The sequence below is a fragment of the Sandaracinobacter neustonicus genome (assembly GCF_006385875.1).
Classification (GTDB): Bacteria; Pseudomonadota; Alphaproteobacteria; order Sphingomonadales; family Sphingomonadaceae; genus Sandaracinobacteroides; species Sandaracinobacteroides neustonicus.
The window spans coordinates 54,108-67,903 of record NZ_VFSU01000032.1 but is presented as its reverse complement, the minus strand read 5'-3'; the positions used below and the strand labels follow the sequence as shown (position 1 = coordinate 67,903).

12 protein-coding genes and 1 riboswitch are annotated in these 13,796 nt (G+C 64.9%); of the genes, 8 read left to right on the top strand and 4 right to left on the bottom strand.

Features of this window, described 5'->3' with window-relative positions:
• Positions 1-69: 69 nt before the first annotated feature.
• Together clpP and clpX are read left to right on the top strand one after the other, a co-directional pair.
• Positions 70-738: an ATP-dependent Clp endopeptidase proteolytic subunit ClpP gene (clpP, locus tag FJQ54_RS14780; protein WP_140929273.1), complete on the top strand. Its 669-nt coding sequence runs from the start codon at positions 70-72 to the stop codon at positions 736-738.
• Positions 739-958: 220 nt separating this feature from the next.
• Positions 959-2,209: an ATP-dependent Clp protease ATP-binding subunit ClpX gene (gene clpX, locus FJQ54_RS14775; RefSeq protein WP_140929195.1), complete on the top strand. Its 1,251-nt coding sequence runs from the start codon at positions 959-961 to the stop codon at positions 2,207-2,209.
• 53 nt (positions 2,210-2,262) lie between these two features.
• Here clpX and FJQ54_RS14770 read toward each other — a convergent pair whose 3' ends face one another.
• Positions 2,263-3,915 carry a DUF389 domain-containing protein gene (locus FJQ54_RS14770; RefSeq protein ID WP_181160186.1) on the bottom strand — a complete coding sequence of 551 codons (1,653 nt, stop codon included), beginning with the start codon at positions 3,913-3,915 and terminating at the stop codon, positions 2,263-2,265.
• Positions 3,916-4,016: 101 nt separating this feature from the next.
• Positions 4,017-5,309 carry a hypothetical protein gene (locus FJQ54_RS14765; RefSeq protein WP_140929193.1) on the bottom strand — a complete coding sequence of 431 codons (1,293 nt, stop codon included), beginning with the start codon at positions 5,307-5,309 and terminating at the stop codon, positions 4,017-4,019.
• Positions 5,310-5,377: 68 nt separating this feature from the next.
• On the opposite strand from FJQ54_RS14765, the gene FJQ54_RS14760 reads away from it, so the two are divergent.
• Positions 5,378-5,797, top strand: a complete 420-nt coding sequence (locus tag FJQ54_RS14760) for a cupin domain-containing protein (protein WP_140929192.1) — start codon at positions 5,378-5,380, stop codon at positions 5,795-5,797.
• A gap of 16 nt (positions 5,798-5,813) precedes the next feature.
• Here FJQ54_RS14760 and thiC read toward each other — a convergent pair whose 3' ends face one another.
• Positions 5,814-7,676 carry a phosphomethylpyrimidine synthase ThiC gene (gene thiC / locus FJQ54_RS14755; RefSeq protein ID WP_140929191.1) on the bottom strand — a complete coding sequence of 621 codons (1,863 nt, stop codon included), beginning with the start codon at positions 7,674-7,676 and terminating at the stop codon, positions 5,814-5,816.
• A gap of 37 nt (positions 7,677-7,713) precedes the next feature.
• A riboswitch (TPP riboswitch) is annotated at positions 7,714-7,823 on the bottom strand.
• A 60-nt stretch (positions 7,824-7,883) separates the two neighbouring features.
• On the opposite strand from thiC, the gene FJQ54_RS14750 reads away from it, so the two are divergent.
• Complete coding sequence (locus FJQ54_RS14750; protein WP_140929190.1) at positions 7,884-8,816, top strand: DNA polymerase III subunit delta'; 933 nt, start codon at positions 7,884-7,886, stop codon at positions 8,814-8,816.
• Complete coding sequence (gene metG, locus FJQ54_RS14745) at positions 8,813-10,342, top strand: methionine--tRNA ligase (RefSeq protein WP_140929189.1); 1,530 nt, start codon at positions 8,813-8,815, stop codon at positions 10,340-10,342. The genes FJQ54_RS14750 and metG overlap by 4 nt, the downstream gene beginning before the upstream one ends.
• A 465-nt stretch (positions 10,343-10,807) precedes the next feature.
• On the opposite strand, the gene nhaA is transcribed toward metG, so the two are convergent.
• Positions 10,808-12,004 (bottom strand): Na+/H+ antiporter NhaA, encoded by a 1,197-nt coding sequence (gene nhaA, locus FJQ54_RS14740; RefSeq protein WP_140929188.1) that lies wholly within the window; start codon positions 12,002-12,004, stop codon positions 10,808-10,810.
• A gap of 62 nt (positions 12,005-12,066) precedes the next feature.
• Here nhaA and FJQ54_RS14735 point away from each other — a divergent pair, with 62 nt between their 5' ends.
• Genes FJQ54_RS14735 through FJQ54_RS17560 form a run of 3 tightly spaced genes read left to right on the top strand, consistent with a single transcriptional unit; the run spans position 12,067 to position 13,774 of the window.
• Positions 12,067-12,843, top strand: a complete 777-nt coding sequence (locus FJQ54_RS14735; protein ID WP_140929187.1) for a TatD family hydrolase — start codon at positions 12,067-12,069, stop codon at positions 12,841-12,843.
• On the top strand, positions 12,843-13,613 hold the full coding sequence (locus FJQ54_RS14730; protein ID WP_140929186.1) for an MBL fold metallo-hydrolase: 771 nt from the start codon (positions 12,843-12,845) through the stop codon (positions 13,611-13,613). Before FJQ54_RS14735 ends, FJQ54_RS14730 begins: the two co-directional genes overlap by 1 nt.
• Positions 13,610-13,774, top strand: coding sequence for a hypothetical protein (locus FJQ54_RS17560; protein ID WP_181160185.1), 165 nt, complete (start codon positions 13,610-13,612; stop codon positions 13,772-13,774). The genes FJQ54_RS14730 and FJQ54_RS17560 overlap by 4 nt, the downstream gene beginning before the upstream one ends.
• Positions 13,775-13,796: the final 22 nt, after the last annotated feature.

Here is a 13,796-nt window from a genome sequence, read left to right as displayed (position 1 = left end):
AACAGCCGGGGCTTGACGGGCGGCGGGTGACGCCCGACTTAGGCTCATATGGACCGCGATCAGTTCCTGATGGACCCCGCCGCCGCGCTTCGCGCAAACCTCATCCCGTCGACTGGCCCGCAGGCTGGCCTCGTCCCCATCGTGATCGAGCAATCGAGCCGGGGCGAGCGCAGCTTCGACATCTTCTCGCGGCTGCTGCGCGAACGCATCGTGTTCGTGAACGGCCCGATTGAGGACAATATGGCCTCGCTGATCGTGGCGCAGCTGCTGTTTCTTGAGGCCGAAAACCCCAAGAAAGACATCTTCATGTACATCAACTCGCCGGGCGGGGTGATCACCAGCGGCATGGCGATCTATGACACCATGCAATATATCCGCCCCAAGGTGGGAACGGTGTGCATCGGGCAGGCGGCTTCCATGGGCAGCTTCCTGCTGGCCGCCGGGGAACCGGGGATGCGAATCAGCCTGGCGAACGCGCGGATCATGGTGCACCAGCCGTCTGGTGGCGCGCAGGGTCAGGCGACCGACATCGAAATTCAGGCCCGCGAGATCATCCGCATCCGCGCGCACATGAACAGCCTGTACGCGAAATTCACCGGCAAGCCGCTGGAGGAAATCGAAAACGCGATGGAGCGCGACAAGTTCATGTCCGCGCTGGAAGCCAAGGACTTCGGCCTTGTGGACGAAGTGATGGATCGCCGCCCGACACCCGCCGACAGCGAGCTGAAGGCCGCCTGATCCAGCCTGCCAGTCGCATGATCGACGAACGATTTCACGGGCGGCCCGGTGCCGCCCGTGTGCGTTTCAGGGGTCGGTTTTCACCGCAACGAGGTTGTTTCCCGGCTTTGGCAGGCCCGATGTCTGCCATGCAGGCGGCTTTCGCACTTGCGGGAGAGGGAAACTGCGCTAACTTAAGTTGCTGCCGTCGCCCTCACGGCGCGCGGCTGAAAGAGAGACTATGACAAAGGCATCCAGCGGCGACGGGAAGAATATCCTCTACTGCTCTTTCTGCGGAAAGAGCCAGCATGAGGTGAAGAAGCTGATCGCCGGACCGACAGTCTTCATCTGCGACGAATGTGTCGAGCTGTGCAACGACATCATCCGTGAAGAGACGAAGAACGCGCTGGTGAAAACCCGCGATGGGGTTCCCACCCCGCGTGAGATCATGGGCGTGCTGGACAGTTATGTGATCGGCCAGCTGCATGCCAAGCGGGTTCTTTCCGTGGCGGTGCACAACCATTACAAGCGCCTCGCCCATGGGGTGAAGGGCGCAGAGGTGGAGCTGGCGAAGTCCAACATCCTGCTCGTCGGCCCCACCGGCTGCGGCAAGACGCTGCTGGCGCAGACGCTGGCGCGCATTCTCGACGTGCCTTTCACGATGGCAGACGCCACCACGCTGACGGAAGCGGGCTATGTCGGTGAGGATGTGGAGAACATCATCCTGAAGCTGCTGCAGGCGAGCGACTATAATGTCGAGCGCGCGCAGAAAGGCATCGTCTACATCGACGAAATCGACAAGATTTCCCGCAAGGCCGACAATCCCTCCATCACCCGCGACGTGAGCGGGGAGGGCGTGCAACAGGCCCTGCTGAAGATCATGGAAGGCACCACCGCGAGCGTGCCGCCGCAGGGCGGTCGCAAGCATCCGCAGCAGGAATTCCTGCAGGTGGATACCACCAACATCCTGTTCATCTGCGGCGGCGCATTCGCCGGGCTGGACCGGATCATTGCGGACAGATTGCAGGGCAAATCCATTGGCTTCGGCGCGCATGTTGCTGCGCCGGATGAACGGCGCACGGGCGAAGTGCTTCGCCAGTGCGAGCCCGAGGATCTGCTGAAGTTCGGCCTGATCCCCGAGTTCGTCGGTCGTCTGCCGGTGATCGCAACGCTGGAGGATCTGGACGAGGCCGCGCTCATCAAGATCCTGACAGAGCCGAAGAACGCGCTGTCGAAGCAATATTCGCGCCTGTTCGAACTGGAAGGCGTGAAGCTGTCCTTCACCGAGGATGCGCTGTCGGAAATCGCCAAGCGCGCCATTGAGCGTCGCACCGGCGCGCGCGGCCTGCGCTCCATTCTGGAGGGCATCCTGCTCGACACCATGTTCGAGCTTCCGGGCATGGACACGGTGGAGGAAGTCTCCATCGACGGCGAAGTGGTGAAAGGGCTGAAGCCGCCCGTGCAACTGCTGCGGGCCGATAAGGCCGCCTGAGAAGGGGCTGCCTGAAGCCGGGCGCCCTCGAACAGCCGAAACAGGAAGGCCCGTCAGCCGGTGGCGACGGGCCTTTCCTTTGCCTGCGCCACATCTTCCGCTTCCGGCACCGGGGCAGGGGCCAGCGCGTCGATCCGCACCGACCGGGCGGCTACCAACCCCTCTTCGCGTTCCAGCGCAGCGTCCGCCGCAACCGGGGCGGCTTGCTCCACAACCAGTCCGCGCGCTTCCAGCGCCGCCGCCACGGCTTGCCCACGCGCCACGGCCCGCGCCATCGGCTCTCCGGACAGTCGGCGGGGCGTCAGGCGCACGCTGTTGGTGCCGCGCCGCGACAAGGCCCAGACAAGCGCATCCAGCCCGCTGTCATCGGCCTTCGTCAGCCCGGCTTCGGGCACGGGCAGGTCTGGCAAAGGGCCTGCGATGGGCAGAATGCGGACAGACCAGCCCGGTGAGTCCTCGGTCAGCCGCTGTTCGGCCTGCATCAGTTCCACGAGCGGCCGCGCTGTCGTGACCTGCGCCGTGGCAAGGCGCGCGACCGGATCGACCAGCACGGCCTCCACCGGCACATTTGCGACCAGCGACAGCCGCGCCGCCATGTCCGCGCGCGCCAGTTGATCGGCGCGTGCGCTGTCGCTGCTGCGGGGGCGGTTCAGTTCGGCCTGCGCCGCGCTCTGGTTCACCAGCACCTGGCTCAGTTGCAGCTGCACCGGGCGGTTCAGCAGCTTCGTCAACCGCCGTTCCAGATCGTCCGTTGCCTTGCCGTGCATGCGATCCGTCAGCACTGTCGCCCGGATCACCAGCTTCTGGCCGGAGAAATCCGGGTCCAGCGCGACGATGCGGCTATGGTCCCCGAATTCCCGCGTGACATGGCCGCGAATGGTGCGTGTGGCCCATGCCTCCCACGCGATCTGCTTCAAAGACAGGCCCAGCGGCACCGCCAACGCCACGAACAGCAGCACCAACGCGACCGCTTGCCGCCGGGTCTGCCGGGGGGACAGGAACGAGCCGAAGCCGTAAAAGCGCCCCACCAGCGCCACGCTGAGCGCGATGGCGATGAAGTTGGTGAGGAACAACGCGAAACCGCCCGCCGCCACCGGCATGTTCAGGGTGGCAAGGCCATAACCCACCGCCGCCAGCGGCGGCATCAAGGATGTCGCCAACGCCACGCCGACGATGGTTTCGCCGCGCCCCTTGATGGTGGCATAGCCGCCTGCCAGCGCCGAAAACACCGCGACCAGCAGATCGAACAGATTGGGCCGCGTGCGGGAGAGGATTTCCGACGTCATGTCCTGCAAGGGGGACATCAGCACCAGCCCGCCCGTCACCGCGATGGCCAGCAGCGTGCCGACCGCCAGCGCGATCAGGCTTTTGCGCACCTCCGGCCAATCGAAGGTGGCCAGCGCAAAGCCCAGCCCGACGATGGGGGCCATCAGCGGGGAAATCAGCATCGCCCCGGTGACAATGGCGGGCGAGGACAGCAGCATCCCCATGATCGCGATGCCAGCCGACATCGCGATCATGAAGGCATAGCGCGCCGACCAGCTGGCTTCAGCCTGCACCCGCGAAAGGATGCCCGCATGATCCACCGGCGCGACGATGGAGCGGCGATGCCACGCCCGCAGCTTGCGAATCATGCGGGGCGATTGCGTGTCGGCCCGGTCCTCAATCCGGGTTGCGGCAGGGGCGTTGAGATCAGCGTCGGCCATGGCAAGGCGGACTAGCATGCCCTCGCGCAGACCGGAACCGCTGCGCCGCACCGGGCGCGATGGGCCGAGAGCAGCCCCCGTCCGGACTCAGTCGCCCGGCTTCAGGGCTCGCACGCCTGATCTTCGCCCTTTTTCTTCTTGCCGCCCATCAGGCCGCCGATTGCGCCGCCCATGGCGCGACCAATGCTGCCGCCCACGCCACCGCCGGCCGCTTTGCCCGCTTCCGTGGCGGCATCGGGCTTGCATTTCGGCTTGCCACTGGCCGTTGTGGCACCACCGGCTGCGGCCATATCCTCCATGCCCAATATGCCGCCAGAGCGGGACACGAAGCGGGCTTTCACCGCCCATTCCTGCACCCAATCCACCTTCGGATCCTTGGGGCGCGGCGGATAGATGATGTTCTGTTCCGGCCCATGCGAGACGAGCATGAATATCCCCGATTCCGCGACCTTCACGGCTTCCTTTGGAATAGTGCAACTGCTCTGGGAAGGCGGCATCAGCATCTTGCGCCCCACCAGTCGCTGCGCCTCAGACGGCGAGACGAAATCGGACATGCCCGAATAGAAGGTCTGCACCTCGCTGGAGGCCCAGAAGACGATGGTGGGCGCGCCGCCTTCCTCCTTCGCGCTCACCATCTGGGCGAAGTGGCCGGTGGCCCCGGGCACCACATTCCATTGCAGCGTCACCGCGCCGGACGGCAGCTTCTGCTGCTTGGTAGAGATGCCGGGCAGCCAGTCTTGCTGAAGCGTGAACTGCATGTCAGGGGCGAAGTTCCCCGCCACCTTGTGCTCGCCCAGCAGCGATGCGTTGGACGGCACCGGCTTGCTGCCACCCTGCCGATCGGCATTGGGCCAATAGACATAGGTGGGCCATGTGGAGGCGCTGGGTGGTCGCGCAACGCGCACCCGTTCGCCGCCGAACAGATTGGCCGGAATTTCCCCCGCCGCGACCTTGGCGAAATCAATGACGATGGGCTGGCCGGGCCGCGCATTTTCGCCGCAACCCCAGAACAGCAACAGCTTGCCCTTGGGCCGCTCAAACTCATCGGCTGGCGGGCCGGGCGTCCCTTTCTTCGGCGCGCGTAGCGGCAGGCTGGTGCCCATGTTCATCGTTGGCGGGATGCCATGTTCAGCCGTGGCCGGCGCGGGGGAGGGCGGCAGTTTCGACCCGAGATCGAGCGCCAGTTGCCGAACGGGGCCGCTGCTGCCCCCGCCCATCGCCATGCGCATCATGTCTGATGCGGAAGGCGCGCTGCCCAATCCGAAGCCGGACTGGGTCGCGGCGGACATCCAGTAAACCGTCTTTGGCGGGATGACCTTCTGCGCCTGCTGCGCCGTCGTCGAGGTTGTCAGCACGGCTGCAAGGCCGCAACATCCCAATATCTGCCACTTCATAATGACTTGCCCCTTCCACCCCCAAGCCCGCAAAGAATAAGGCCAGCGCGACAGAGGAGCAAGCCAGCATGACGGGCGGGGTGTTGATCGAACAACTGGGACTTCAGCCGCACCCGGAAGGCGGCTGGTTCCGCGAGACATGGCGCAGCCCGGCGGCGGATGGCGAACGCGCGGCCTGCACCGCGATCCACTTCCTGCTGCAATCCGGAGAGCGGTCGCACTGGCACCGGGTAGATGCCGACGAAATCTGGTGCTGGCATTCCGGCGCGCCGCTGACGCTGCGAATTGAGGGCGAGGCGGGCGTTCAAACGCACCGGCTGGGGCCAGATGTGGCGGCAGGCGAGCAACCGCAGCTGATCGTGCCCGCAGGGCGCTGGCAGGCGGCCGAGGCAGACGAGGGCTGGGCGCTGATGACCTGCGTCGTCGCGCCCGGCTTCCGGTTCGAAGGGTTCGAACTGGCCCCTGCGGGATGGACCCCGCCGGGATGAACCCGGCGGGTGCGCGTCAATCCACGGCGGGCAGGTAAAGCTCGCTACCCTTCGCGCGGAAGGTTTCGCTCATTTCAGCCATACCTTGTTCCGCGGTTTCGGCGGCGATGAATCCATCTGCCGGTTGATTCTGTTTCGCTGCGAAATCACGCACTTCCTGCGTGATCTTCATGCTGCAGAATTTCGGCCCGCACATGGAGCAGAAATGCGCCGTCTTCGCGCCTTCGGCCGGAAGCGTGGCGTCGTGGAACTTCTCCGCCGTTTCCGGATCGAGGCTGAGGTTGAACTGGTCGCGCCAGCGGAATTCGAAGCGCGCGCGGGACAGCGCGTCGTCGCGAAGCTGCGCGGCCGGATGCCCCTTGGCGAGATCGGCGGCATGGGCGGCGAGCTTGTAGGTGATGACGCCCACCTTCACATCGTCGCGGTCGGGCAGGCCCAGATGCTCTTTCGGGGTGACGTAGCAGAGCATCGCCGTTCCGAACCAGCCAATCATCGCCGCGCCGATGCCGGAGGTGATATGATCGTAGCCGGGCGCGATATCGGTGGTGAGCGGCCCCAGCGTGTAGAAGGGGGCTTCGCCGCAGCTTGCCAGCTGCTTGTCCATATTGGCCTTGATCTTGTGCATCGGCACATGGCCGGGGCCTTCGATCATCACCTGACAGTCCATTTCCCACGCGGTCTTCGTCAGCTCACCCAGCGTGTAGAGTTCAGCGAATTGCGCTTCATCATTCGCATCGGCGATGGAACCGGGGCGCAACCCGTCACCAAGGCTGAAGCTGACATCATAGGCGCGCATGATTTCGCAGATTTCGGCGAAGCGCGTGTAGAGGAAATTCTCCTGATGGTGGGCAAGGCACCATTTGGCCAAAATTGATCCGCCACGTGAAACAATCCCGGTAACCCGCTTTGCTGTCATCGGAATATAGGGCAGCCGAACGCCCGCATGGATGGTGAAATAATCCACGCCTTGCTCGGCCTGCTCTATCAACGTGTCGCGGAAGATGTCCCACGTCAGGTCTTCGGCGATGCCGCCCACCTTTTCCAGTGCCTGATAGATGGGCACGGTGCCGATCGGCACGGGCGAGTTGCGCAGGATCCATTCGCGGGTGTCGTGAATGTTGCGGCCGGTGGAAAGGTCCATCACCGTGTCCGCGCCCCAGCGGATCGCCCAGACCATCTTTTCGACTTCTTCGGCCACGGAAGAAGCGACCGCCGAATTGCCGATGTTGGCGTTGATCTTCACAAGGAAGTTGCGGCCGATGATCATCGGCTCCACTTCGGAGTGGTTGATGTTGGCCGGGATGATGGCGCGGCCGCGCGCGATCTCGTCACGGACGAATTCCGGGGTGACGAAATCGGGGATTTCCGCGCCGAAGCTTTCGCCGCCACTGGCCGCCTTCAGCGCCTCGGCCCGGCCCAGATTTTCGCGGATGGCGACAAATTCCATCTCCGGCGTGATGATGCCGCGCCGGGCATAGGCCATTTGCGTGACGGCCTGTCCGGGTTTGGCGCGCAGCGGGCGCAGGTTCGGGGCAGGGAAGGGCTTCACCTCGCGCTTGCCGGCGCGGGTCAGGCCATTGTCCTCCGGCTTCACCTGCCGCCCGTCGTAGCGTTCCACGTCTCCGCGCGCTTCGATCCAGCTGGTGCGCAGCTTGCTCAGCCCGGCGTTGATGTCGATCTGCATGTTCGGATCGGTGTAGGGGCCGGTCGTGTCATACACGCGCACGGGCGGCTCGTTGGCGCTGGCTTCCAGCGCGATTTCGCGCAGCGGAACGCGGATGTCCGGGTGCAGCAGGCCCGCCACATGAATCTTGCGCGACGCAGGCAGCGGCCCGGTCGTCACGTTCGCGGTTTCCAGATGCGAAGGGATGTCGGCCATGTGCGTTCCTCCAGTCAATTCGGACGGAAGGCGGGCCACTCTCTTGCCGCGCCCTCCCTCCGCCGGTGTCAGCCGGATCAGGTTCAACGGGTCGAAGGCTGCCGCCTCCCTCTCAGCCGCGCATCAGCGGCCCCCCGGGGTCTGTCGCCGATGTAAACTGCATTGGGCGGCTTGGCAAACGCGCGGCGGGATGCGACGGCAGGGGCGATGCTGATCGGCCACCTTCCCGCACGAGAGATGTTTCTGGACGCGCTGGCGGCCGGGCGGCTGCACCATGCCTGGCTGCTCGCGGGGCCGCGCGGGATCGGCAAGCGCGCCTTTGCCGATTGGGCGGCGCTGAAACTGCTGAGCGGCGGCAGCGGGCCGGGCGACACGCCTGCGGACGATCCGGCAGCGCAACTGGTCGCGGCCGGATCTCACCCGGATCATCGCGTGCTGGCCCCGCCCACCGAAGGCAAGGGCAGCGCCACCGAATCCATCGTGGTGGATCAGGTGCGGGAGATGGCGGATTTCCTGCACAGCTACCCCGCAATCGCGGGATGGCGGACGTTGATCGTCGATTCCATCGACGACATGAATCCCAACACCGCCAATGCCTTCCTGAAGGAACTTGAGGAGCCACGGCAGAAAACCGTCTATCTGCTCGTCAGCCATGCGCCTGCGCGACTGCTGCCCACCATCCGCTCGCGCTGCCGCATGCTGCGGCTGTTTCCGCTGAGCGATGCCGAGGTGCGCCGGGTGCTGGAAGAGGGCGAGACGGGCATCAGCGCCGCGGAGATCGACTCCATGGTGACGCTGGCGCGCGGCGCGCCGGGGGCGGTCGCGGCGCTGGCCGGGGCCGATGTGGCCGGGCTGGGCCGCACGCTGGACAGGATCGCGGCGGGCGGAGACGCGGCCTCTCTGGCGCGCAGCGTGGCCCCGCAGGCCGCAGCGCCCAAACTGCAGGCGCTGCTGGCGCTGGTGCCGCAGCGGCTGGCGGCAGCGGCGCGCAGCAACCCCGATCCGCGCCTGCTGGACCTGTATTCAGAGGCAGAGGGCCTCGCCAAAGACGCCGTGCGCCTTGCCTATGACCGGGCACAGGTGGCAATGGCGCTCGCCGATATCACCGCCCGGGCCGGGCGCATTCAGGACAAGAGATGAGCCGCTACTTCGTCACCACTGCCATTTCCTATCCGAACGGGCGGCCGCACATCGGCCACGCCTATGAAGTGATCGCGACCGACTGGCTGGCCCGTTTCGCCCGTCTGGACGGCCGCGACACCTATTTCATGACCGGTACAGACGAGCATGGGCTGAAAATCGCGCAAGCCGCCCGCGAGGAAGGCGTGGAGCCGCAGGCGTTCGTGGACGGCATGGTGCAGCATTTCGTCGCCATGTGCGACCGGCTGAACATCAGCCGCGACCGCTTCATCCGCACGACGGACCCGGATCACAAGGCCGTGGTGCAGGCGCTGTGGACGAAGCTGGTGGAAGCCGGAGACATCTATCTCGACCGCTATGAGGGTTGGTATTCCGTCCGCGACGAAGCCTATTATGACGAGGACGAGCTTTCCACCTCAGACGACGGCACGAAGCTGGCGCCCACTGGCACGGAAGTGGCGTGGACGGTGGAGGAAAGCTGGTTCTTCCGCCTCTCCCGCTTTCAGGAGCCGCTGCTGAAGCTGTATGCGGAGCAGCCGAATTTCGTGCAGCCCACCAATCGTCTGAATGAGATGAAGGCGTTTGTTGAGAGGGGATTGAAAGACCTCTCTATCAGCCGCACCAGTTTCGACTGGGGCGTACCGGTGCCGGAGTCTCCGGGCCATGTGATGTATGTGTGGCTGGACGCGCTGACCAATTACCTGACGCCGTCGGGCTGGCCCGCCGCCGGGTGGGAAGCCCGCTGGCCAGCCGACCTGCATGTGATCGGCAAGGATGTGGTGCGCTTCCACGCGATCTATTGGCCGGCCTTCCTGATGTCGGCCGACCTGCCGCTGCCGCGCAAGATCTTCGGCCATGGCTTCGTGCTGAACCGGGGCGCGAAAATGTCCAAATCGCTGGGCAATATTGTCGAGCCGATGAGCCTCGCCGACACTTTCGGGGTGGATCCGCTGCGCTATTATCTGCTGCGCGCGATCCAGTTCGGGCAGGATGGCGAATGGAGCCATGAAGCCATCGGCCGGCGCATCAACGCCGATCTGGCCAATGATCTGGGCAATCTGGCCCAGCGCACGCTGAGCATGATCGCCAAGAACTGCGACAACGCCGTCCCGCCGGACGGCCCCGCGACCGAGGCCGACACCACGCTGCTCGCCGAAGTCTCCACCATGCTGGCGGATGCCCGCGCCGCGCACGAACAGGTGCGCCCCGATCTCGCGCTGGACGCCATCTGGGCGCGCGTGAGCGCGGTGAACCTCTACCTCAACGAAATGGTGCCCTGGACCCTGCGCAAGACAGACCCGGCGCGGGCCGACATCGTGCTCTACCATGCCGCCGAAGCCATCCGCCGCATCGCCCTGCTGGTGCAGCCCGCGATGCCGGAAAGCGCCGCAAAGCTGCTGGACCAGTTGGCAATCGCGGCAGACGCGCGCAGCTTCGCCAGCTTTGATGCAAAGCTGATGCCGGGCACGCCGCTGCCCGCGCCGCAAGGGGTGTTTCCGCGCTGGGTTGAACCTGAGGTTGAGTGAGCCGTGAAGGTTTTTTTGCCTCCGGCGGGCAGGGCTCTGCCCTGCACCCGGCAGGGAAATGATTTCCCTGCACCCTCAATATTTGCGTTCTGGCCCCGTTCCAATGCCGTGCGAGTGATCAGATTCGATTGCCTGCGGCGCTACGAAGCCCTCTCCCCCTTCAAGGGGGAGAGATGGAGAGGGGGTGTCACCGCCGGCCCTGATCCACAACCTCGCTACAACCACAACCGTCACCCCGGACTTGATCCGGGGTCCAGCTATTCTTTACCAACGCTGGAGCAGAAGGCGGGGCCCCGGATCAAGTCCGGGGCGACGTGTGGAGAAGTGGGCGAGACACGCCCCCAAAGCGCCGCAGGCAATCAAACCAACCCCCAACCCAACCTACCCGATGAGCCTACAAATGTGGGTGCAGGGAGCACAGCTCCCTGCCGGGCCCCGGGCACAGAGCCCGGGCCGCCGGAGGCCTCAACGGAAGTGCGAAGAATCCCCGCCGCCGGTAAAGATATCGGCCTCGTCGGCATCTCGCACCGGCTCTCGGTGGACGAAGGCCAGAATGCCCAGCCCGATCAGGGCTGATAGCAGCGAACCGCCGTAAACGCCCATTTTCACGGCCAGTTCCACGCCCCCTCCGTGGAAAGCGAGCTTGCCGATAAACAGGCTCATAGTGAAGCCGATCCCGGCCACAAAGCCCATGCCGATGATGGAGGGCAGGCTGCCCGGCCGCTTCGCCTTCAGCAGCAGGCTGCCCAGCAGCGTGCCCAGCGTAATGCCGATGGGCTTCCCCAGCAGCAGCCCCAGCCCGATCCCGATGCTGACGGGGTGGGTAACTGCGGCGGCGAAGCCGGTTCCCACTGCTGCCCCGGCGCTGGCGAGGGCGAAGGCGGGCATCACGCCATAATGCACATAGGGGCGCATGCTGTGTTCCAGATCGATCAGCAGGGAACGGCCTTCGGCGTTGCGCATGGGAATGGCGAGCGCCGCCAGCACGCCCGCGATGGTGGGGTTCACGCCCGACATCTGCATGCACACCCACATCGGCATCGCCAGCAGCATGTATAGGCCGTGCCAGTTGCGGCGGTATCGTCCAAGGATCAGCATCGGCACATAAAAGACGGCGACGCCCGCCAGCCAGCCAGGGTGCAGCGTATCGGTGTAGAAGAAGGCGATCACCAATATGGCGATCAGATCGTCCACCACGGCGATCGCCAGCAGGAAAATCTTCATGGCAGGCGGCACCCGGCTGCCCAGCAGCGCCACCACGCCCAGCGCGAAGGCGATGTCGGTTGCAGTGGGGATGGCCCAGCCATGCTGGAAGCCGTTGCTATGGTTGAGTGCCAGATAGATGAGGGCAGGGCAGATCACCCCGCCCAGCGCGGCGATCAGCGGCAGCATCGCAGTTGAGACGCTGGACAGCGCGCCTTCCATCAGTTCGCGTTTCAGTTCCAGCCCGACATAGAAGAAAAACACGGCCATCAGCAGGTTCTTCACCCATTCCGCCAGCGTCATGGAGATGATGAGGCTGCGGAAGCTGACTGTGCCGACGCTTTGCAGGAAATCGGATTGCAGCGGTGCCCAGACAGAGTTCGCGAGGACCATCGCCACCACCGCAGACAGGAGCAGGACGATGCCGGGCCAGGCTTCGGTGGGGATTTTGCGGAACATGCGCCTTTCTAACCTGCTGTGGCCGGATTGAAAGCAGATGCAGCACGCGCCAAATGGGGCACATGCTGATCGATTCCCATTGTCATCTGAATTACCCCGGCCTTGTCGAGGATGAGGCGGGCGTTATCGCCCGTGCGCGCGAAGCCGGGTTGTCGGCGATGATCTCCATCTCCACGCGGGAGGAGGAATGGGCGGACGTGATCGCCGGGGCGGAGCGCAACGAAGGCGTGTTCGCGACCGTAGGCATCCACCCGCACGAGGCGGATCAGCACCCGGACATCGACACCGCCCGGCTGGTCGCGGCGACAGCGCATCCGAAGGTGGTGGGGATCGGGGAAACCGGCCTCGATTATTTCTATGACAAGTCTGACCGGGAGCGGCAGCGGCGGTCGTTCCTGTCGCACATCATGGCTTCGCGGCAGACGCAGTTGCCGATGGTGGTGCACACGCGCGATGCCGAGGATGACACGATCGGGATGCTGGCACGGGAAACCGCGGCCGGGGCGTTTCCGATGGTGATCCACTGCTTCACCGGATCACAGCGACTGGCCGAAGCCTGCCTTGAGCTGGGGGCCTATATCTCGCTGTCTGGAATCGTGACGTTCAAGAACGCGAAGGCGCTGCAGGAAACGGCAAAGACGATCCCGGCCGATCGGCTGCTGATCGAGACGGATTCGCCCTTCCTTGCGCCCGTGCCGATGCGCGGGAAGGTCTGCGAGCCAGCCTATGTGGCGCACACGGCGAAATTCCTGGCCGATCTGCGTGGGGAATCTGTTGAAGATTTGATGGAAACAACGCGCCGCAATACATTGAACCTGTTTACCAAGATGGATGGGTGATGAAACTCACCATGCTCGGTTCCGGCACCTCGTCGGGTGTGCCGCGCATTGGCAATGACTGGGGGCGTTGCGATCCGGCCAATCCGAAGAACCGGAGGCGGCGGGTGTCCATCCTGGTGGAATCCGGCCCTGCGCGGCTGCTGGTTGATACCGGGCCCGACTTGCGCGAGCAGTTGCTGGACGCCGATGTCAGCTGGCTGACGGCCGTTCTCTACACCCACGACCATGCCGATCATTGCCATGGAATCGACGATCTGCGGGCGCTGTTCCATGCCTCCGGCACGGAGATCGACTGTTACATGGACGAGCCGACGCGGGCCGGGCTTCGCACACGCTTTCAATATGTGTTCGCCGGGCGCGAAGGCTATGCCGCCACCGCGAAGGCGCATCTGATCCGCGACGAGATGCAGTTCGGGCCGATCATCGTGCGCCCGTTCCGGCAGCAGCATGGGCCGATCCACTCCATCGGCTATCGCTTTGAAGCGGATGGCGTTTCGGTGGCCTACTCCACCGATGTCAGCGCCATTCCGGCGGAAAGCTGGCCGTTGCTGGAGGGCCTCGACCTGTGGGTGGTGGATGCCCTGCGGCGCGCGCCGCACCCCACGCACAGCCATCTGGAGCAGACGTTGGGCTGGATCGCTGAAGCCCACCCGCGCGAGGCGTGGTTGACTCATATGGACCAGAGCATGGACCATGCGGACCTGTCCGCTGAACTGCCGCCGGGTGTCAGCCCCGGCTGGGACGGACGCATCTGGGAGAGCCAGCCATGACCTTCGCCATCGTCAGCCTGATCGCCACTCTTGCCCTGATTCTGGCGCTGAACTGGCAGCGGTTGAACGCACTTGGGGCCGCGAAAGTGACGCAATGGCTGGCGATCTGGACGGCGATTATCGGCGGGGTGTTTTTGCTGGTTCGGCTGTTTGGGTATTGAGATGAGAACGGAAGGGGCTCTG

Coding starts and splice junctions, on each gene's coding strand:
- FJQ54_RS14735 (WP_140929187.1), top strand. CDS start 12,067: ATGCTGATCGATTCCCATTGTCATCTGAATTACCCCGGCCTTGTCGAG.
- metG (WP_140929189.1), top strand. CDS start 8,813: ATGAGCCGCTACTTCGTCACCACTGCCATTTCCTATCCGAACGGGCGG.
- FJQ54_RS17560 (WP_181160185.1), top strand. CDS start 13,610: ATGACCTTCGCCATCGTCAGCCTGATCGCCACTCTTGCCCTGATTCTG.
- FJQ54_RS14750 (WP_140929190.1), top strand. CDS start 7,884: ATGCTGATCGGCCACCTTCCCGCACGAGAGATGTTTCTGGACGCGCTG.
- FJQ54_RS14730 (WP_140929186.1), top strand. CDS start 12,843: ATGAAACTCACCATGCTCGGTTCCGGCACCTCGTCGGGTGTGCCGCGC.
- nhaA (WP_140929188.1), bottom strand. CDS start 12,004: ATGTTCCGCAAAATCCCCACCGAAGCCTGGCCCGGCATCGTCCTGCTC.
- clpP (WP_140929273.1), top strand. CDS start 70: ATGGACCCCGCCGCCGCGCTTCGCGCAAACCTCATCCCGTCGACTGGC.
- clpX (WP_140929195.1), top strand. CDS start 959: ATGACAAAGGCATCCAGCGGCGACGGGAAGAATATCCTCTACTGCTCT.
- FJQ54_RS14760 (WP_140929192.1), top strand. CDS start 5,378: ATGACGGGCGGGGTGTTGATCGAACAACTGGGACTTCAGCCGCACCCG.
- thiC (WP_140929191.1), bottom strand. CDS start 7,676: ATGGCCGACATCCCTTCGCATCTGGAAACCGCGAACGTGACGACCGGG.
- FJQ54_RS14770 (WP_181160186.1), bottom strand. CDS start 3,915: ATGGCCGACGCTGATCTCAACGCCCCTGCCGCAACCCGGATTGAGGAC.
- FJQ54_RS14765 (WP_140929193.1), bottom strand. CDS start 5,309: ATGAAGTGGCAGATATTGGGATGTTGCGGCCTTGCAGCCGTGCTGACA.